This is a genomic window from Pseudomonas sp. I3-I5 (assembly GCF_022699445.1).
Classification (GTDB): Bacteria; Pseudomonadota; Gammaproteobacteria; order Pseudomonadales; family Pseudomonadaceae; genus Aquipseudomonas; species Aquipseudomonas fulva.
This window is the reverse complement of sequence record NZ_CP093940.1, coordinates 2,031,203-2,048,709: the sequence shown is the minus strand read 5'-3', so window position 1 is coordinate 2,048,709 and position 17,507 is coordinate 2,031,203. Positions and strand designations below refer to the sequence as shown.

The following is a 17,507-nucleotide window of genomic DNA, read 5'->3' as shown; positions in this document are numbered from 1 at the left end:
AGGCATCTCGCGAAAATCAACGTTATGTGTAAATATGCACAAACTGTTGATTCTAAGAGTTCGCATGGCCCTCTTACCCGAAGATGAACGCCGCTTGACCTTGAGCGTGCTCAAAGCCTCCATTGAGGCCTTGGGCAGCGTTGTCACACAAAACACCGAAATCCTGCTTCACGACCTGGACCATCCCGAACGGTCCGTCGTTGCCATCGTCAATGGCCACCTCTCCGGCCGGCAGGTGGGAAGCCCTATCCTGGCTGTACCGGAGCAGGATCAAGGCCTGAAAGCGTTGCTCAAGGCCGCGGCTGATCAGCAAGGCTGCGGGCCTGTCGTACTGCCCGACTACCCGACCGCCATCAAGGGCCGCACGCTGCGCAGCGCTACCGCGATCTTTCGCGACAGCGCTGGCCACCCCTTCGCCAGCCTGTGCATCAACACCGATGTCACGGGCTTGGAGGCTGCCATGGGCTTTTTACAAAGCTTCGCGCCCATGGGCAGCGCGCCCGCGCCGGCGGAGCCCGCCGACATGGAGGCGCTGATGACCGAGATCATCCAGGCGGCCCTGCATGGCACCGGCCAAGGCCGCATGACCAGGCAAGCCAAGATCGAAGCGGTGCGCGTGATGCAGGAACGCGGGCTGTTCATCGTCAAGGGCGGCGTCGAGAAAGCGGCCAACGCCCTCGGCGTGACCCGGTACACCGTCTACAACTACCTCGAACATTTGCGCGGAGCCTCCCAGTGACCTTGCACATCCCTACCCCCCTTATCGAATCACGCCCACTGTCGCTGGCTGCCGATTGCACAGTCTGGCTCAAGCTCGAGGCATTGCAGCCCTGCGGCTCCTTCAAGCTGCGCGGCGTCGCCCACGCCTGTGAGTTCCACCACGGCCGCGGCGCTAAACGGTTCGTGTCGTCGTCAGGCGGCAATGCCGGGCTCGCCGTCGCCTATGTCGGGCGCAAGCTCGGCCTTCCCGTGACCGTTGTCGTGCCCGAGACCACCACCGCGCGCGCCCAGCAATTGCTGCGCCTTGAAGACGCGGAGGTCATTGTCCACGGGCAGTCCTGGCAGGAGGCCAATGCGTTGGCGCTGAGCCTGATGGGCGACGATGCCGCGTTCATTCACCCGTTCGACGATCCGCTGCTGTGGGAAGGCCATGCCAGCCTGGTCGACGAGGTGGCAGAAGCCGGCATCAAGCCCGATGCCGTCGTGCTTTCCGTGGGCGGCGGCGGTTTGCTGAGCGGCGTCGTGCAGGGGCTACAGCGCAATGGTTGGGCCGATGTGCCGGTCCTGGCCGTGGAAACCCAGGGCGCAGCCTCCTTGCATGCCGCCATCGAAGCCGGCGAATTGGTGACGTTGGAGCGGCTGGATACGATTGCCACCACGCTGGGCGCGAAACAGGTAGCCGAACACGCGTTTCTCTGCACCCAGGAACATCCCGTGCAAAGCCTGCTGGTCAGTGACCGGCAGGCCCTGGAGGCGTGCGAGCGCTTTTTGCTGGATCACCGTCTGCTGGTCGAGCCGGCCTGCGGCGCCGCTTTGGCGGTGGGGTATGACGCCGGCGCACTGGCAAGCTACCGCAATGTACTGGTGGTCGTGTGCGGGGGCGCCACGGCAACCTTGGCGCAGATCCAGGCGTGGCGGGCAGCGCTCGAGGCATGAAACCAGCCTGCGGGTGCGGGGAGCGGCCCTGAACCCGCTCCTTGCGTCACAGGCTGCAAAGTGCACCTGACGAAACGGCTCATAAAAAAGCCCGTGATACACACGGGCAACTGAGCACCAACGCAATAACCTGTGTTCTCAGCCCTTCTTCAATGCCTGCTCTTTGTGCATGGCCATGTGCCCGGTCTTGTCGCTCTTGACCTCGTACTGTGGCTCCTCCTTTGAGCAATGGCGCTGACGCCCCATGAATTCGACATCCTGGGTATGCACTTTCTCGACGGTGCCATGTATGACGCCGGCCTCTGAGTTCCAGTGCACCTTGTCACCTTTCTTGAAGGCATTGCTCATCGATTTCTCCTTGCACCCTGCGTGGGAAGATTGAGAGTGTCATCTGTCGTTGTTCTACTGAGCACGCCGAACGCAAAAAGATTCAGTCACGGCGACGCTGCCCGGACGAAATGCAATTGCACCCTTTCGATCTGCGGCGAGTGAAGGCACAATGCGTGTCCTTTTTTTGGCCGGCCTTGCCGAGGGCCTCTAAATGATCAATACGCCGTACTACCTCATCGACAAGACCAAGCTGCTGAGCAACATGCAGAAGATCGCCTATGTGCGCGAACACTCGGGTGCCAAAGCGCTGCTGGCGCTCAAGTGCTTCGCCACTTGGTCGGTGTTCGACCTGATGCAGCAGTACATGGACGGCACCACGTCGTCTTCGCTGTACGAGCTCAAGCTCGGCCGCCAGAAGTTCGCCGGTGAAACCCACGCCTATAGCGTGGCGTGGGCCGACGACGAGGTCCAGGAGATGCTCGAGAACTGCGACAAGATCATCTTCAACTCCATCGGCCAGCTGCAACGCTTCGCCGAGCAGTCCGAAGGCAAGGTCCGGGGTCTGCGCGTCAACCCCCAGGTCAGCAGCTCGGACTATCAGCTGGCCGACCCGGCGCGCCCGTTCAGCCGCCTGGGGGAATGGGACCCGGCCAAGATCGAGACCGTGATCGATCAGGTATCAGGCTTCATGTTCCACAACAACTGCGAGAACGGCGACTTCGCCTTGTTCGATCAGATGCTGTCCCGTATCGAGGAACGTTTCGGCCACCTGCTGCACAAAGTGAAATGGGTAAGCCTGGGCGGCGGCATCCACTTCACCGGCGAAGGCTATGCACTGGACGATTTCTGCGCGCGCCTGAAGGCGTTCTCGCAGACCTATGGCGTGCAGGTCTACCTGGAGCCAGGTGAAGCCGCGATCACCCAGAGCGCTTCGCTGGAAGTGACTGTGCTGGACACGCTGTACAACGGTAAGCACCTGGCCGTGGTCGACAGCTCGATCGAAGCGCACATGCTCGACCTGCTGATCTACCGCCTCAACGCCAAGATGGCGCCCAACGACGGCGAGCACACCTACATGGTATGCGGCAAGTCTTGCCTGGCCGGCGATATTTTCGGTGAATACCAGTTCGAACGCCCGCTGGCGATCGGCGACCGCCTGTCCTTCGTGGATGCTGCGGGTTACACCATGGTCAAGAAAAACTGGTTCAACGGTTTGAAGATGCCATCCATCGTGGTCAAGCAACTCGACGGCAGCGTCGAGGTGGTACGCGAGTTCGGTTTCGAAGACTACGTTTCCAGCCTGTCGTAAGACAGGCCTCGTCTGTAAGGAGCAACAGGTAAATTGAAGAAGAACGTTCTTATCATTGGTGCAGGAGGTGTCGCCAAGGTGGTGGCCCACAAGTGCGCGCAGCATAACGACGAACTGGGTCGTATTGCCATCGCGTCACGGAACATCTCCAAATGCCAGGCCATCATCGACAGCGTCAAGGCCAAGGGTAGCCTCAAGGTACCCGCCGACATTCAGGCCTTTTCGCTCAATGCCCTCGACGTCGAGGCAACCAAAGCATTGATCCGCGAGACCGAATCGCAAATCGTGATCAATGTCGGCTCCGCGTTCCTGAACATGTCGGTGCTGCGTGCGTGCATCGATACCGGCGTCGCCTACCTGGATACCGCTATCCACGAGGAGCCGGGCAAGATCTGTGAAACCCCGCCATGGTACGGAAACTACGAGTGGAAACACCTCGAAGAGTGCCAGGCCAAGAACATCACGGCCATTCTCGGCGTCGGTTTCGACCCGGGTGTGGTCAACAGCTACGCCAAACTGGCGCAGCAGCAGTATTTCGACCGCATTGATTCGATCGACATTCTCGACGTCAATGCAGGCTCGCATGGCAAGTACTTTGCCACCAACTTCGACCCGGAAATCAATTTCCGCGAGTTCACCGGGCAGGTGTGGAGCTGGCAGAACAGCCAGTGGACCAGCAACACCATGTTCGAAGTCAAGCGTACCGATGACCTGCCCGTGGTGGGTTCGCAAAACCTGTACCTCACCGGTCACGATGAAGTGCACTCCATCTCCAAGAACCTGAACGTACCCAACGTCCGATTCTGGATGAGTTTCGGCGAGCATTACATCAATGTATTCACGGTCCTGAAAAACCTGGGCCTGCTCAGCGAGCAGCCAGTCAAGACCGCAGAAGGCCTGGAAGTGGTACCGCTTAAAGTGGTCAAGGCCGTGCTGCCTGATCCTGCGTCCCTGGCGCCCGGCTACACCGGCAAGACCTGCATCGGTGACCTGGTCAAAGGCACCAAGGACGGGCAGCCCCGTGAAGTGTTCATCTACAACGTGGCCGACCACGAAGAGGCGTACGCTGAAACGGACAGCCAGGGCATTTCCTACACTGCGGGCGTGCCACCGGTCGCCGCTGCCTTGCTGGTCGCCCGCGGCGAGTGGGATGCCAAGCGCATGGTCAACGTCGAGGAGCTGCCCGCCGAGCCGTTCCTCAAGGCGCTGGACATGATGGGCTTGCCAACCCGGGTGAAGGATGAAAAAGGTGACCGTCCGTGGGACGCTGAAGCCTGATTCACCCCAGAGGGCGCCGTTGAGGCGCCCTCTTCCGTTATCGATCAGCCCACACTGAATCTTTGTTAACCACTTAAATCCCTCAGCCGTCCGCTGTCCAACCATTCATCGGATAACCCACGAATTTGCTCGGATACCCCGCCGCGCGGCGTTCAACCCTTGCAATTGACCCTGGCCCTCAATACTGTATGAATACTCAGTACGACAGGTAAGAGTCATGCAACTGATCGCCAAACTGGGCATTCTTGCCGATGCCGCCAAATACGATGCATCGTGCGCCAGTAGTGGTGCGCCAAAACGCAGCTCGCGTGGTGACACTGGTTTGGGCGCTACCAACGGCATGGGCATTTGCCACAGCTATACACCCGATGGTCGCTGCGTGTCTCTGCTGAAAATTCTGCTTACCAACTTTTGCCTGTACGACTGCCAGTATTGCGTCAACCGACGTTCGAGCAATGTGCCTCGCGCACGGTTCAGCCCCGAAGAAGTGGTACGCCTGACCTTGGACTTCTACCGGCGCAACTGCATCAGTGGCCTGTTCCTGAGCTCGGGCATCATTCGCTCGGCCGACTACACCATGGAGCAGCTGATCAGAGTGGCGCGATTGCTGCGCGAAGAACATAACTTCCGTGGCTATATCCACCTCAAGACCATTCCGGACGCCGATCCGCTGTTGATCGAAGAAGCAGGCCGCCTGGCCGATCGCTTGAGCGTCAACATCGAGCTGCCCACCGACGACAGCCTCAAGCGCCTGGCACCGGAAAAACAAGCGTCGACCATTCGTCAAGCCATGGGCGTGATTCATCAGGGGCAGCAAGCGGTGGCCAACGAGCCTCGCGCTCCGCGCTTTACCCCTGCCGGCCAAAGCACCCAGGTTATTGTCGGGGCCGACAGTACCGACGACAGCACATTGCTGCGCAATGCCGAATCGCTGTACCAGGGGTACGGCCTCAAACGCGTCTACTACTCAGCCTTCAGCCCTATCCCCGACAGCCCGGGCAGCGTGCCACTGGCCGCCCCGCCTCTGCTGCGTGAACACCGCTTGTACCAGGCCGATTTCCTCTTGCGTGGATACGGTTATAAAGCCGGCGAGCTGTTGGGCCAGACCGGCAACCTGGCGTTGGATATCGATCCCAAGCTGGCATGGGCACTGGCTAATCGCGAAGTGTTCCCGCTGGATGTGAACCGCGCAGAGCCCGCGCTCCTCGCTCGCATTCCAGGGATAGGCCTGCGCAGTGTGCAGCGCCTGGTCGCCTTGCGTCGCGAGCGGCGTATCCGCTATGACGACCTGATTCAGCTGCGCTGCGTGCTCGACAAGGCGCGGCCCTTTATCGTGACCAGCGATTACCGCCCAGCCCAGGCCGACCTACGCAGCAGCCTGCTGCGTGCCCGCCTGCGCGAGCCACAGGCACCGGTTCAAATGGGGCTGTGGGGGTGATTGCGCTCGATTGCGATGACCTGTTCGGGATCTGGCGTGAGCAAGCCAGGTCCCTGCTGAGCCATGGCATCGATCCATCGCAAGTCACCTGGTCGCAGGGGCCCATGACCGACATGCTGGCGGACACCACCACGCTGCCGGCGGGTACGGGCCCGTTTCGGGCAAAGGTGCCAGCGGCCTTGCTCGGTCAACTGGAAGAAGCGGCACGCTATCACGGCGAGCAGCGGTGGAACCTGTTGTACGACGTGCTGTGGCGGGTCGCCCACGGCGACCGCACGGCGATGCTGGCCGGTGATCGGCTGGGCAGCGAACTGCATCGACGCATCAAGCAAGTCAGCCGCGAAGCCCATCATCTGCATGCGTTCTTGCGGTTCGTGCCGCTACCTGAAGCGCTGGTCGAGCACTTGCAATTGGACCTGGTCGCTTTTCACGAACCTGCTCACGACATTCTGCAAAGCGCCAGCCCCCATTTTGCCGACAGGCTGGGACGGCTGCGGTGGCTGATCGCAACGCCGCGCGATGGCATCCGCTATGACGGCCGCCACTTCGACTATCAACGCCGCTGCCCGGAGCTCTGGCAGCAATGGGCGCAGCACGCAGAAGACCCTGGCGCCGAGTTGTGGCGTACCTACTACCGCCATACCTTCAACCCCGCCCGCCTGAATCCGAATGCCTTGCGCTTGCATATGCCTGGCCGGTTCTGGCGCCATTTGCCAGAAGGGATGCTCATCCCTCAACTGGAGGGCCTGGCGCGCCAAGGCAAGCAGCGTGACGGCCAGGCCGTGGAAGTAGCGGCCCAAGCTGGCAAGCAGATCAACAAGTCCTCCCGGGAAGGTTGACTGCTAGCAGGCAACCAAAGCGTCTGCGACAAACCCTGTCTCGAGCCGAACGTTCCGCGTGCCCTGCCGTCTTAACCTGAGCCGGTGCCGACACGCAAAGAGGACGCGAGATGACCCAACCCGACCCGTCATACGTCAAATGGCTTGAAGAACGCTCCATGCTAAAGGCATCCCAGGAGCGGGCCAGCCTGTACTCCGGGCAAGCGCGCCTGTGGCAACAGCCCTACGCCCAGGCACAGCCGCGCCGTGCGACAGAAATCGCCTCCGTCTGGCTCACGGTCTACCCCGATGCGATCATCGCGCCGGATGGATGCTCAGTGCTGGGTGCCTTGGCCCATGAAGCGCTATGGAAGCGTCTGTCAGACATTGGTATTCAAGGGGTGCACACCGGGCCGATCAAGCGTTCCGGCGGCATCAGCGGACGCGAGGTTACGCCGAGTGTAGACGGCAACTTCGACCGTATCAGCTTCGACATCGACCCGCTTTACGGTACCGAGCAGGAACTGGTGCAGATGAGCCGCATGGCCGCTGCCCACAATGCCGTGACCATCGATGACCTGATCCCTTCGCACACTGGCAAAGGCGCCGACTTCCGTCTGGCCGAGCTGGCGCTGGCGCCCTACCCTGGCCTCTACCACATGGTCGAAATCCGTGAAGAGGACTGGGGGCTGCTACCTGACGTGCCCGAGGGCCGCGATTCGGTCAACCTGCTCCCAGCTCAGTGCGACGAGCTCAAGGCCCGCCACTATATCGTCGGCCAGCTGCAACGGGTGATCTTCTTCGAGCCAGGCGTCAAAGAGACTGACTGGAGTGCCACGGCGCCGATCACGGGCGTGGATGGCAAAACCCGCCGCTGGGTTTACCTGCATTATTTCAAGGACGGTCAACCCTCCCTGAACTGGCTAGACCCGACGTTCACGGCGCAGCAGATGATCATCGGCGATGCCCTGCACGCCCTGGACTGCCTGGGCGCACGTGGCTTGCGTCTGGATGCCAACGGTTTCCTTGGCGTCGAAACCCGGGCCAGCGGCACCGCCTGGTCGGAAAGCCATCCCTTGTCGCTGGTTGGTAACCAGTTGATCGGTGGCATGATCCGCAAGGCAGGAGGGTTCAGCTTCCAGGAGTTGAACCTCACCCTCGATGACATCGCCCAGATGTCCAGCGGCGGTGCCGACCTGTCCTACGACTTCATTACCCGACCGGCCTATCAGCACGCGCTGCTGACCGGCGACACCGAATTCCTGCGCTTGATGTTCAAGGAAATGCACGCCTTCGGCATCGACCCGGCCTCGCTGATCCATGCCTTGCAAAACCATGACGAGTTGACGGTCGAGCTGGTGCATTTCTGGACACTGCATGCGCATGACATGTACCTGTACAAGGGCCAGACCTTGCCAGGCAGCATCCTGCGCGAGCATATCCGCGAGGAGATCTACGAGCGCCTGTCCGGCGAACACGCACCTTACAACCTGCGGTTCGTCACCAATGGCATCTCCTGCACCACGGCCAGCTTGATCACCGCCGCCCTGGGAATCCGTGAGCTTGATGACATCACCCCCGAGCAGGTCGAATCGATACAGAAGCTGCATTTGCTGCTGGTGATGTACAACGCCATGCAGCCTGGGGTGGTGGCCATATCCGGCTGGGACCTGGTAGGCGCCCTTCCCTTGCCGGGCGAAGCGGTGGCTGAGCGAATGACCGACGGCGACACTCGCTGGATTCATCGCGGCGGTTATGACCTGGCAGGTCTTGACCCAGAGGCGCAGACCTCAGTGCGGGGCATGCCGCGTGCGCGCGCGTTGTATGGCAGCCTTGATGAACAACTGGAGCGCAGTGACTCGTTCGCCAGTAAGGTCAAGAAGCTGCTCGCGGTTCGCCAGGCGTATGGCATCGCCACCAGCCGGCAACTGCTGGTGCCGGATGTGACTTCGCCTGGCCTGCTGGTGATGGTTCACGAACTGCCTGCAGGGCGCGGTACCCAGATAACCGCCCTGAACTTCAGCCAGGACGAGATCAGTGAAGAACTGCAACTGACCGGCTTCACGCCAGGCCCTGTGGTGGACATGATCAACGAAACGGTCGAAGGCGATTTGACCGAGGACGGGCGGTTGATGGTCAACCTGGACCCTTACGAAGCGCTATGCCTGCGCATCGTCAACAGCAGTGGCCACGTCTGAGGTGCTGTGACTTGCATTTGCAAGCGCCTGGGCATAGTTTGCGCAAGTCAACTTACCTGTGCCCAGGAGCAACGCAATGTACACCGGCATCGTCCAGGCCGTCCGCCCTCTGCTTGATATCGCCCGTCACCCTGGCCACAACCAGTTCACCATCGACCTCACCCCGGCACTGCTCGACGATCTGAAGATCGGTGCCAGTGTCAGCGTTGAAAGCACTTGCCTGTCGGTCACCGAAATCGAAGGCACGCAGGTGCGCTTCGACGCCATGACGGCAACGCTGGAACGCACCAACCTGCGAAACCTGCAGCCCGGCCAAGGGGTAAACATCGAGCGCTCGGCAAAAATGAATGCGGAGGTGGGCGGCCACCTCATGGCTGGCCACATCGCCACCACTGCAGACATCGTCGACATCTCCATCGCCAACGCCGGTGCATACATCAAGTTCCGCATGCCGCCCGAATGGGCCAAGTACGTCTTTGCCCGTGGCTTTATTGGCGTCAATGGCTGCAGCCTTACCGTCGCCGACATCGACGACAACGTGGTCACCATCAACCTCATTCCAGAAACCCTGCGCCAGACCACGTTCACCCGTTATCAGAAAGGCGACCTGCTCAATATCGAAGTCGATCACCACACCATGGTGCTGGTCGATGTCGTGGAGCGCACCATTCGTAACACCCTGGCCCGCGAGCAACGGTAGACCCGAGGACTGCACATGCTGCCAGCCACCACGGCCACACCTACCTCCAAGCGCCATCGTGTCCACAGGTTACGAGGCCGCGTAGGGTTGGGGCTGGTGGCCGGCCTGTCGGTACTGGCAGGGATGACCGATGCCATCGGTCTGTTGGCCTTGGGCGATTTCGTATCGTTCATGAGCGGCAACACCACCCGCCTTGCCGTCGCCATCAATGACGTCGATGGCCCGATGATACTGCGCCTGGCAGGTGCGCTGTTGGGCTTCGTGGCCGGCAATACCCTGGGTGTGGTGCTGGCACACTCATGCCGGCGCCGTGCTTGGCCAGTGTTGCTGGTGGTAGCCGTTCTGCTCGGGTTTGCGGGGATGATGCCCGCGCCGAATACCTCAGTGCCTTTGTTGGCCGCCACATTGGCGATGGGGATGATCAATGCAGTGGTTGAACAGGTCAACGGTCTGCCGATTGGCCTGACCTACGTTACTGGTGCCCTTTCGCGCTTTGGTCGTGGCCTGGGCCACTGGATGCTGGGCGCTCGCCGTCATGGCTGGCGGGTGCAACTGGTGCCGTGGCTGGGCATGTTACTGGGGGCCGCCTGTGGCGCTTGGTTGCAGAAACACCTGGGTCTTCAGGCTATGGTCGGCAGTTGCCTCTTGACCTGCCTGCTGACCCTGGTGTCGCTGCTCATTCCTCGTGCCTGGCAGCGAGGCTACATGCCTCGCTGATCAGTCGATACGGGGATGCTGCTGCACCAGCAGCTTGCGCTTGGCCTCCAGTTCAGCAATCTGGGTATCGATGTCTTCGATTTTCTGCTCGATATTGTCGTGGTGCTCCTGAAGCAGCTCGCGCGCCTCATCGATGTCGGAGGCCGCTGGCGCCGCGCCACGCAACGGCTTGTTGGCCGTTTCCTTCATGGTCACGCCGGTGATGAAACCGATCACGGCAATCACCATCAGGTAGTAAGCCGGCATGTACAGGTTGCCGGAGCTTTCCACCAGCCAGGCGGCCAGGGTCGGGGTAAGGCCTGCAATCAGCACCGAAATGTTGAAAGCACTGGCCAGGGCGCTGTAGCGGATATGTGTCGGGAACATCGCTGGCAGGGTCGAAGCCATCACACCGATGAAGAAGTTGAGTAGCACGGCCATCAGCAGCAGGCCTGCGAAGATCAAGCCCAGCACGCCGCTGTTGATCAGCATGAAGGCAGGAATCGCCGCCGCAAACAGGCCGACGCTGCCCAGAATGATGAAGGGCCGACGGCCAAACTTGTCACTCAGAAGGCCGATTATCGGCTGCACGAACAGCATGCCCACCATGATCGCGATGATGATCAGTACACCGTGATCTTCGCTGTAATGCAGGTTGTGGGACAGGTAGCTGGGCATGTACGTCAGCAGCATGTAGTACGTGACGTTCGTCGCGATCACCACGCCGATGCAGGTGATCAGGCTACGCCAGTGCTTGGTCGCCACTTCCTTGAACGACACCTTGGGCCCGGAAGCCAGGCCTTCACGGTCACCTTGCTCCAGTTTGTCGACATGCTGCTGGAAGGCTGGGGTTTCCTCCAGCGCATGACGCAGGTACAAGCCGATCATACCCAGTGGCAAGGCCAGGAAGAACGGCAGGCGCCAGCCCCACTCGAGGAATTTCTCCTCACCCAATACGGTGGAGATCATCACCACCACGCCGGCGCCCAGTACGAAGCCGGCGATGGAGCCGAAGTCCAACCAGCTGCCCAGGAAACCACGCTTGCGGTCAGGCGCATACTCGGCCACGAAAATCGAAGCGCCGGTGTACTCCCCCCCTACCGAGAAGCCCTGGGCCATCTTGGCCAGCAACAGCAGAATCGGCGCCCATATGCCGATACTGGCATAGGACGGTATCAGGCCAATGGCGAATGTGCTCAAGGACATGATGACGATGGTGGCGGCGAGAATCTTCTGTCGCCCGAAGCGGTCGCCGAGCGCGCCGAAGAACAAACCACCCAGTGGTCGGATCAGGAACGGCACGGAGAAAGTGGCCAGCGCGGCAATCATTTGAACGCTGGGGTCGGCATTGGGGAAGAACACTTTGCCCAGGGCATAGGCGACGAAGCCATAGACGCCGAAGTCGAACCACTCCATCGCATTGCCCAGCGCAGCGGCGGTAATGGCCTTGCGCATCTTGGCGTCATCGACGATGGTGATGTCCTTCAGGCCAATCGGCTGAACCCTTTTCTTGCGAGATTTCATTTATTTATCCCTGACGGTGACTGCTCTAAGGGATCAGATACAAAGGGACACTAAATAATTCAGCGCTTAGCGTTTTTTTGTGAAACGCAGGCTTAAAGAGGGATGCGAGCTTTTGCGGCGCTGGGTCATTGGGGCTGCTGCGCAGCCCCAATGACCACGTTTTCAAATACCTTCCAGCGCCAGGTCCATGGCAAAGTAGGTCAGGATCAAGTCGGCGCCCGCACGCTTGATCGCCCCAATGCTCTCGCGCATGACGCGGCCCTCATCGATGGCACCAGCCAGTCCACCGAACTTGATCATGGCGTACTCGCCACTGACTTGGTAGGCCGCCAATGGCAGGCGCGAGGCGTTACGAATGTCGGCAATCACATCCAGGTAGGCACCCGCCGGCTTGACCATGAGTACGTCGGCGCCCTCCTGCTCGTCGAGCAGTGATTCGCGCACCGCTTCGCGGCGATTCATGGGGTTCATCTGGTAGCTCTTGCGGTCGCCCTTGAGCGCCGTACCGCCCGCTTCGCGGAAAGGCCCATACAAGGAAGAGGCAAACTTGGTGGAGTAGGCCATGATCGCCGTGTCATGGAAGCCTGCGCCGTCCAGCGCACTGCGAATTGCCTGGACCTGCCCGTCCATGGCCGCCGAGGGCGCGATGAAATCAGCACCTGCCGCGGCGGCAATCACGGCCTGCTTGCCGAGGTTGGCCAAGGTGGCGTCGTTGTCCACGCCGTGGTCATGCAGCACGCCACAGTGGCCGTGGCTGGTATATTCGCAGAAGCAGGTATCGGACATCACGACCATTTCCGGCACCGCATCCTTGCAGATCCGCGACATGCGCGCGACCAGGCCGTTTTCATTCCAGGTGTCGCTGCCCACGGCGTCCAGATGGTGGGAGACCCCGAAGGTCATCACCGAACGAATGCCAGCACGGGCGTAACGCTCGATCTCCTGCGCCAACAGCTTCTCGGGGATGCGATTGACCCCAGGCATGCTCTTGATCGGCACGAAGTCATCGATACCCTCCTCCACGAAGATCGGCAAGATCAGATCATCGAGGCGGAACTCGGTCTCCTGAAAAACGCTGCGCAGCGCTTGACTCTTGCGCAGACGGCGGGGACGGACGGACGGGAAAAGAGTGGACATGACAGCTCCAGAAAGATGAACGGCTTATACCTTAAGCCCGAGCCGCGACACTGGAAAGGCCAAATGACGAGATATTGTCTTGCGTCAAAGGCAATGACCGTCGCGCGGGCCAAAACCTGGCCAGCGCAGCCTGATGTATGGCGTTCGCCCGCACCGGCAGGTTGGATGTGTCAGCGCAGCCAGGGCGGCGGTGGCTCTTGAGCCTGGGGTTGCGCCTGCTCGGCCTCGGCTCGCGCTTCACGGCGGCGGGCATCGTCCAGCCGGGCGGCATCGATCTCGCGCATGACCCCCGCCACGTCCGCTGCCTGCTCATCTTCAGCGAACAACCCCGTGAGCGGGCTGTCGGGACGCAATTCGCCGGCTTCGTACAGGGCCCACATTTCCTGCGCATAACGGGTGGCTTTCAGCTCAGGCGCAAAGCGTCCGAAATAGTGCGCCATGTTCGACACATCGCGCTGCAGCATGCTGAACGCATGGTTGTTGGCCGCAGCGTCCACTGCCTGAGGCAAGTCGATGATCACCGGCCCGTCTGGGCCCAGCAGTACGTTGAACTCCGAGAGGTCGCCATGGACGAGCCCCGAGCAGAGCATCAGTACGATCTGACTGATCACGAACCGGTGATAGTCCCGCGCCTGGTCCGCCTCGAGGTGAACATCGTTCAGCCGGGGCGCAGCATTGCCATCGGCATCGGTCACCAGCTCCATGAGCAGCACGCCATCCTGGAAGTCGTAGGGCTTGGGTACCCTGACGCCTGCCCCGGCCAGCCGGAAGAGCGCGGCCACCTCGGCGTTCTGCCAGGCATCCTCGGCCTCCTTGCGCCCGTACTTGCTGCCCTTGGCCATGGCCCGGGCCTGACGGCTGTTTCGCACCTTGCGCCCTTCCTGATACTCGGCCGCCTGGCGGAAGCTGCGCTTGTTGGCTTCCTTGTACACTTTGGCGCAGCGTACCTGGTTGCCACAGCGCACCACGTACACGGCGGCCTCCTTGCCACTCATCAACGGCCTCAGTACCTCGTCGACCAGGCCGTCCTCAATCAGGGGTTCGATTCTCTTGGGTGTCTTCATCAGGCTGTGTTCGGGTCCTGGCTGTGATGCGGCCTATCCTCTCACAGCCGAGTCGTACTTGCTTGCCCATGTGCCACGCAAGCCGATAAACAAGCAAAGCAATGCAACAGGCGCCAGATGAATTATTCTTAAATCGCCTGCTGGCCGTTCTTTGGCACAATCAGGCTTTCATCTGGATGCCCGGGAACCCGCATGCCTCGCGTACTCACCATCGAAGACGACGCCGTCACCGGTCAGGAAATCGTCGCTGAACTCAACAGCCATGGCTTGGACGTTGACTGGGCCGACAATGGCCGCGAGGGCCTGGCCAAGGCCATCGCCGGCGGTTATGACCTGATCACCCTTGATCGCATGTTGCCGGAGGTGGACGGGCTGACCATCGTCACCACCCTACGCAATCTCAAGATCGCCACGCCCATTCTGATGATCAGCGCGCTGTCGGACGTGGATGAACGGGTGCGGGGCCTGCGTGCAGGCGGCGACGACTACTTGACCAAGCCGTTCGCCTCGGACGAGATGGCAGCGCGCGTCGAAGTCTTGCTGCGCCGCAACAGTGTGCCCATGACTCAGACTAAGCTGCAGGTGGCCGACCTGGAGCTGGACCTCATCACCCATGAAGCCCGGCGCGGCGAGCACACGCTCAATTTGCTCCCCACCGAGTACAAACTGCTCGAATACCTGATGCGTCACAGCGGTCAGGTCATCACGCGGATGATGATCTTCGAGGAAGTCTGGGGGTATCACTTCGATCCAGGCACCAACCTCATTGACGTGCACATCGGCCGCCTGCGCAAGAAGATCGACCTGCCTGGCCAGTCGCCGTTGATCCGTACCGTACGGGGCTCCGGTTATGCCATTGCTGAACCCGTCTAAAGGCTGGAGTTCGTCCACGAGCCGGCTGCTGGCGCTTTACAGTTTTCTGTTCGTGGCCTGGAGCAGCATCCTCATGGGGGTGCTGTACTTCGAGGTTTCCAGCTACCTGAACAAACTCACCCGGCATTCGATGCTGCAGCGCCAACACCTGTTCGCGCACATGAGCGGCAAGCAACTGGACGACGCCCTGATCGCCAGCCAGGCGTTCGAAGAACGCAGTTTCGATGCCTATGGCCTGTTCGACGCGCAACTCAACCCGTTGGGCGGCAGTGTGCGTGCCCTACCCCCTGAGCTGGCACTGGACGGCAAGATTCACGAGCTCAAGCGCTGCCTGAATGCCGACGATCCGAACATGCCGCGCCATAGCTGCGATGCGGTGGCGATCAAGGTGCAGGATGGCCGTTGGTTGGTGTTGTTCCGGGACAACGGCTCGTTGTTCGTCGTCACACGTATCATCCTCGACGCCTTGCTGTGGGGCATCTCGTTGACGCTGATCCCGGGTTTTGCAGGTTGGTACCTGCTCAGGCGCAGGCCGCTCAAGCGCATCCGTGCGGTACAGGCCCAGGCCGAACTGATCGTGGCGGGCGACCTGACCCATCGCTTGCCGCTGTCGGCACGGCGCGATGAGTTGGACATGCTGGCTGCCATCGTCAACGCCATGCTCGACCGCATCGAGCGCCTGATGCACGAGGTCAAGGGTGTGTGCGATAACATCGCCCACGACCTGCGTACGCCGCTGACGCGGCTGCGCGCGCAGCTGTACCGCATACGCCAGCAAAGCGATGCCGATACCGCCCAGGCGGAGGCGCTGGACCAAGCCATTGGTGAAACCGATACGCTAATGGCCCGTTTTCGCGGGCTGTTGCGGATCAGCGAGTTGGAAGATCGCCAGCGTCGTGCAGGGTTCACGCAGCTGGACCCACATGACCTGTTGGTGGAACTTCACGATTTCTACCTGCCATTGGCGGAGGACGGTGGCATCCAATTGACCTTGCATCAACCAGGGCAGCTGGCAGCGCTGCATGGCGACCGCGAGCTGTTGTTCGAGGCGCTGGCCAACCTGGTGGGCAACGCTATCAAGTTTACGCCTGAAGGAGGACAGGTACAGATCGCAGCCTCCCAAGATGACACGGGCGTGCACTTAGCTGTGGAAGACACGGGACCTGGCATTGCGGAACAGGAGCGTACTGCGGTGCTCAAGCGGTTCTATCGCAGCGACGAGGGGCATCGGCATGCGGGCTTCGGCTTGGGTCTGTCCATCGTGGCGGCGATCGTGGACTTGCATGGGTTTGGTTTGGAGATCGGTGAAAGTCGGCTGGGAGGGGCGAAGCTGGTGTTGCATTGTCCTCTTGCGGGCTTGGTTAAGTAAGCCGGTGCAGGGCTGGCAATCGTTGCGGTGGTGCGGGCATGGAGCGGACTTGTAGGGGGCGCTGGACCGGCGCGGGGACCCGCGCAGTAAATCCAAAAGTTCCTATTTCGTGTTTGAGTCTTTTAGGGCCGCTTTGCGGCCCATCGCGGCACTAGGCCGCTCCTACAAGTTGCTAGATACCCAGCAGATATCGTGACCACTGTTCCGAATATAACCATTACGCGTACCCAGATGGCTCCACTAAGGAGAGTTTAACGGTTTACTGTTGATCTTGATCTTGCTCTTGCTCTTGCTCTTGCTCTTGCTCTGGCTCTTGCTCTTGCTCTTGCTCTTGCTCTTGCTTTTGATCTTCGCGACTTCAGAAGGCCGAACGCAGGTCTTGCGGAGGGAGATGACAGGCATGGATGCCTGTCAAGCGCTGGGCCCCAGGATGGGGCCTACAGCGCGGTCCTCCCGGGAGCAAGACCGGAGTGAGGGAACCCCGAAGCGCAGCGTAGGGGCCGTATGAATGGAGCGCAGCCTTTTTTGGTTACTTTTTGTGGCGTTTGACAAAAAGTAACTCGCCGTAAGGGCGAAAAGGTGATTAAGCGTCGCCATCGCAAATGGACTATGCGCTCTATCAATACCCACACGAACCCAATCAAACTTCAAACTTCAAACTTCAAACTTCAAAGCGTGGGCGCATACAGCAAGTTGGTATTCATTGGCGCGGGTGGCGCACAGTCACCCTTCCGCCCTTACGGCGGCTCACTTTTTGTCTTGTCAAAAAGTAAGCAAAAACCGCCTGCTCCTATCATCCGGCCCCTACGCTGCGCTCCGGGGTTCCCTCGCTCCGGGCTTGCTCCCGGGAGGACCGCGCTGCAGGCCCCATCCTGGGGCCCAGCGCTTGACAGGCATCCATGCCTGTCACCTCCCTCCGCAAGCCCTGCGCTCGGCCTCCTGAAGTCGCGATCTGCGGCGCCTGGACTACCGCGCGCTTAGAAGCAGAAGCAGAAACAGAAGCACGTAGCGGTAAGGGCAAGGGCAAGGGCAAGGGCAAGGGCAAGGGCGACTAGCTTGGCAATCTTGGAGTCGAGGCGCGCTAGACATGGGTTGCGAGCAACCCAATCAGCTCGCC

General features: G+C 60.7%; 16 protein-coding genes. 11 read left to right on the top strand and 5 right to left on the bottom strand.

What is annotated here, in order from left to right; all coding sequences use genetic code 11:
- The first annotated feature begins 64 nt into the window (after nt 1-64).
- Together MOP87_RS09310 and MOP87_RS09305 are read left to right on the top strand one after the other, a co-directional pair.
- Nucleotides 65-739 (top strand): PAS domain-containing protein, encoded by a 675-nt coding sequence (locus MOP87_RS09310; protein WP_027916464.1) that lies wholly within the window; start codon nt 65-67, stop codon nt 737-739.
- The gene (locus MOP87_RS09305; protein WP_110607352.1) at nt 736-1,656 is read left to right on the top strand and encodes a pyridoxal-phosphate dependent enzyme; all 921 of its coding nucleotides are present in this window, start codon (nt 736-738) and stop codon (nt 1,654-1,656) included. Before MOP87_RS09310 ends, MOP87_RS09305 begins: the two co-directional genes overlap by 4 nt.
- A 138-nt stretch (nt 1,657-1,794) precedes the next feature.
- Here the strand turns inward: MOP87_RS09305 and MOP87_RS09300 are convergent, their stop codons facing one another.
- Nucleotides 1,795-2,004 carry a DUF2945 domain-containing protein gene (locus tag MOP87_RS09300; protein ID WP_027916466.1) on the bottom strand — a complete coding sequence of 70 codons (210 nt, stop codon included), beginning with the start codon at nt 2,002-2,004 and terminating at the stop codon, nt 1,795-1,797.
- A 193-nt stretch (nt 2,005-2,197) separates the two neighbouring features.
- Between MOP87_RS09300 and nspC the strand changes: the two genes are divergently transcribed.
- The 7 genes from nspC to MOP87_RS09265 all read left to right on the top strand — a co-directional run bounded on the left by nspC (nt 2,198) and on the right by MOP87_RS09265 (nt 10,444).
- Complete coding sequence (nspC, locus tag MOP87_RS09295) at nt 2,198-3,295, top strand: carboxynorspermidine decarboxylase (protein ID WP_027916467.1); 1,098 nt, start codon at nt 2,198-2,200, stop codon at nt 3,293-3,295.
- Between the two features lie 33 nt (nt 3,296-3,328).
- The gene (locus MOP87_RS09290) at nt 3,329-4,573 is read left to right on the top strand and encodes a saccharopine dehydrogenase family protein (RefSeq protein ID WP_028687860.1); all 1,245 of its coding nucleotides are present in this window, start codon (nt 3,329-3,331) and stop codon (nt 4,571-4,573) included.
- A 217-nt stretch (nt 4,574-4,790) separates the two neighbouring features.
- Entirely contained in the window at nt 4,791-6,011 is a 1,221-nt protein-coding gene (locus tag MOP87_RS09285; RefSeq protein ID WP_242810434.1) for a putative DNA modification/repair radical SAM protein, read from the top strand.
- Nucleotides 6,002-6,850: a TIGR03915 family putative DNA repair protein gene (locus MOP87_RS09280; protein WP_027916469.1), complete on the top strand. Its 849-nt coding sequence runs from the start codon at nt 6,002-6,004 to the stop codon at nt 6,848-6,850. Before MOP87_RS09285 ends, MOP87_RS09280 begins: the two co-directional genes overlap by 10 nt.
- 110 nt (nt 6,851-6,960) lie before the next feature.
- A complete protein-coding gene (treS, locus tag MOP87_RS09275; protein WP_104926122.1) occupies nt 6,961-9,027 on the top strand; it encodes a maltose alpha-D-glucosyltransferase in 2,067 nt (688 codons plus the stop codon).
- A gap of 76 nt (nt 9,028-9,103) precedes the next feature.
- Nucleotides 9,104-9,727, top strand: a complete 624-nt coding sequence (locus tag MOP87_RS09270; RefSeq protein WP_242810433.1) for a riboflavin synthase subunit alpha — start codon at nt 9,104-9,106, stop codon at nt 9,725-9,727.
- A 15-nt stretch (nt 9,728-9,742) separates the two neighbouring features.
- On the top strand, nt 9,743-10,444 hold the full coding sequence (locus MOP87_RS09265; RefSeq protein ID WP_027916472.1) for a YoaK family protein: 702 nt from the start codon (nt 9,743-9,745) through the stop codon (nt 10,442-10,444).
- Here the strand turns inward: MOP87_RS09265 and proP are convergent, their stop codons facing one another.
- The 3 genes from proP to MOP87_RS09250 all read right to left on the bottom strand — a co-directional run bounded on the left by proP (nt 10,445) and on the right by MOP87_RS09250 (nt 14,148).
- Nucleotides 10,445-11,947: a glycine betaine/L-proline transporter ProP gene (gene proP, locus MOP87_RS09260; RefSeq protein WP_027916473.1), complete on the bottom strand. Its 1,503-nt coding sequence runs from the start codon at nt 11,945-11,947 to the stop codon at nt 10,445-10,447.
- A 162-nt stretch (nt 11,948-12,109) separates the two neighbouring features.
- Nucleotides 12,110-13,084 carry a porphobilinogen synthase gene (gene hemB, locus MOP87_RS09255; RefSeq protein ID WP_027916474.1) on the bottom strand — a complete coding sequence of 325 codons (975 nt, stop codon included), beginning with the start codon at nt 13,082-13,084 and terminating at the stop codon, nt 12,110-12,112.
- A gap of 170 nt (nt 13,085-13,254) precedes the next feature.
- Nucleotides 13,255-14,148, bottom strand: a complete 894-nt coding sequence (locus MOP87_RS09250; RefSeq protein WP_145131262.1) for a PA4780 family RIO1-like protein kinase — start codon at nt 14,146-14,148, stop codon at nt 13,255-13,257.
- Between the two features lie 192 nt (nt 14,149-14,340).
- Between MOP87_RS09250 and MOP87_RS09245 the strand changes: the two genes are divergently transcribed.
- Nucleotides 14,341-15,021 (top strand): response regulator transcription factor, encoded by a 681-nt coding sequence (locus MOP87_RS09245; protein WP_027916476.1) that lies wholly within the window; start codon nt 14,341-14,343, stop codon nt 15,019-15,021.
- Entirely contained in the window at nt 14,999-16,390 is a 1,392-nt protein-coding gene (locus tag MOP87_RS09240; protein ID WP_027916477.1) for a HAMP domain-containing sensor histidine kinase, read from the top strand. Before MOP87_RS09245 ends, MOP87_RS09240 begins: the two co-directional genes overlap by 23 nt.
- 240 nt (nt 16,391-16,630) lie before the next feature.
- Here MOP87_RS09240 and MOP87_RS09235 read toward each other — a convergent pair whose 3' ends face one another.
- Entirely contained in the window at nt 16,631-16,792 is a 162-nt protein-coding gene (locus MOP87_RS09235; protein ID WP_242810432.1) for a hypothetical protein, read from the bottom strand.
- Nucleotides 16,793-17,507: the final 715 nt, after the last annotated feature.

Coding starts and splice junctions, on each gene's coding strand:
- MOP87_RS09240 (WP_027916477.1), top strand. CDS start 14,999: ATGCCATTGCTGAACCCGTCTAAAGGCTGGAGTTCGTCCACGAGCCGG.
- MOP87_RS09300 (WP_027916466.1), bottom strand. CDS start 2,004: ATGAGCAATGCCTTCAAGAAAGGTGACAAGGTGCACTGGAACTCAGAG.
- nspC (WP_027916467.1), top strand. CDS start 2,198: ATGATCAATACGCCGTACTACCTCATCGACAAGACCAAGCTGCTGAGC.
- hemB (WP_027916474.1), bottom strand. CDS start 13,084: ATGTCCACTCTTTTCCCGTCCGTCCGTCCCCGCCGTCTGCGCAAGAGT.
- MOP87_RS09270 (WP_242810433.1), top strand. CDS start 9,104: ATGTACACCGGCATCGTCCAGGCCGTCCGCCCTCTGCTTGATATCGCC.
- MOP87_RS09235 (WP_242810432.1), bottom strand. CDS start 16,792: ATGCCTGTCATCTCCCTCCGCAAGACCTGCGTTCGGCCTTCTGAAGTC.
- MOP87_RS09285 (WP_242810434.1), top strand. CDS start 4,791: ATGCAACTGATCGCCAAACTGGGCATTCTTGCCGATGCCGCCAAATAC.
- treS (WP_104926122.1), top strand. CDS start 6,961: ATGACCCAACCCGACCCGTCATACGTCAAATGGCTTGAAGAACGCTCC.
- MOP87_RS09310 (WP_027916464.1), top strand. CDS start 65: ATGGCCCTCTTACCCGAAGATGAACGCCGCTTGACCTTGAGCGTGCTC.
- MOP87_RS09250 (WP_145131262.1), bottom strand. CDS start 14,148: ATGAAGACACCCAAGAGAATCGAACCCCTGATTGAGGACGGCCTGGTC.
- MOP87_RS09265 (WP_027916472.1), top strand. CDS start 9,743: ATGCTGCCAGCCACCACGGCCACACCTACCTCCAAGCGCCATCGTGTC.
- proP (WP_027916473.1), bottom strand. CDS start 11,947: ATGAAATCTCGCAAGAAAAGGGTTCAGCCGATTGGCCTGAAGGACATC.
- MOP87_RS09245 (WP_027916476.1), top strand. CDS start 14,341: ATGCCTCGCGTACTCACCATCGAAGACGACGCCGTCACCGGTCAGGAA.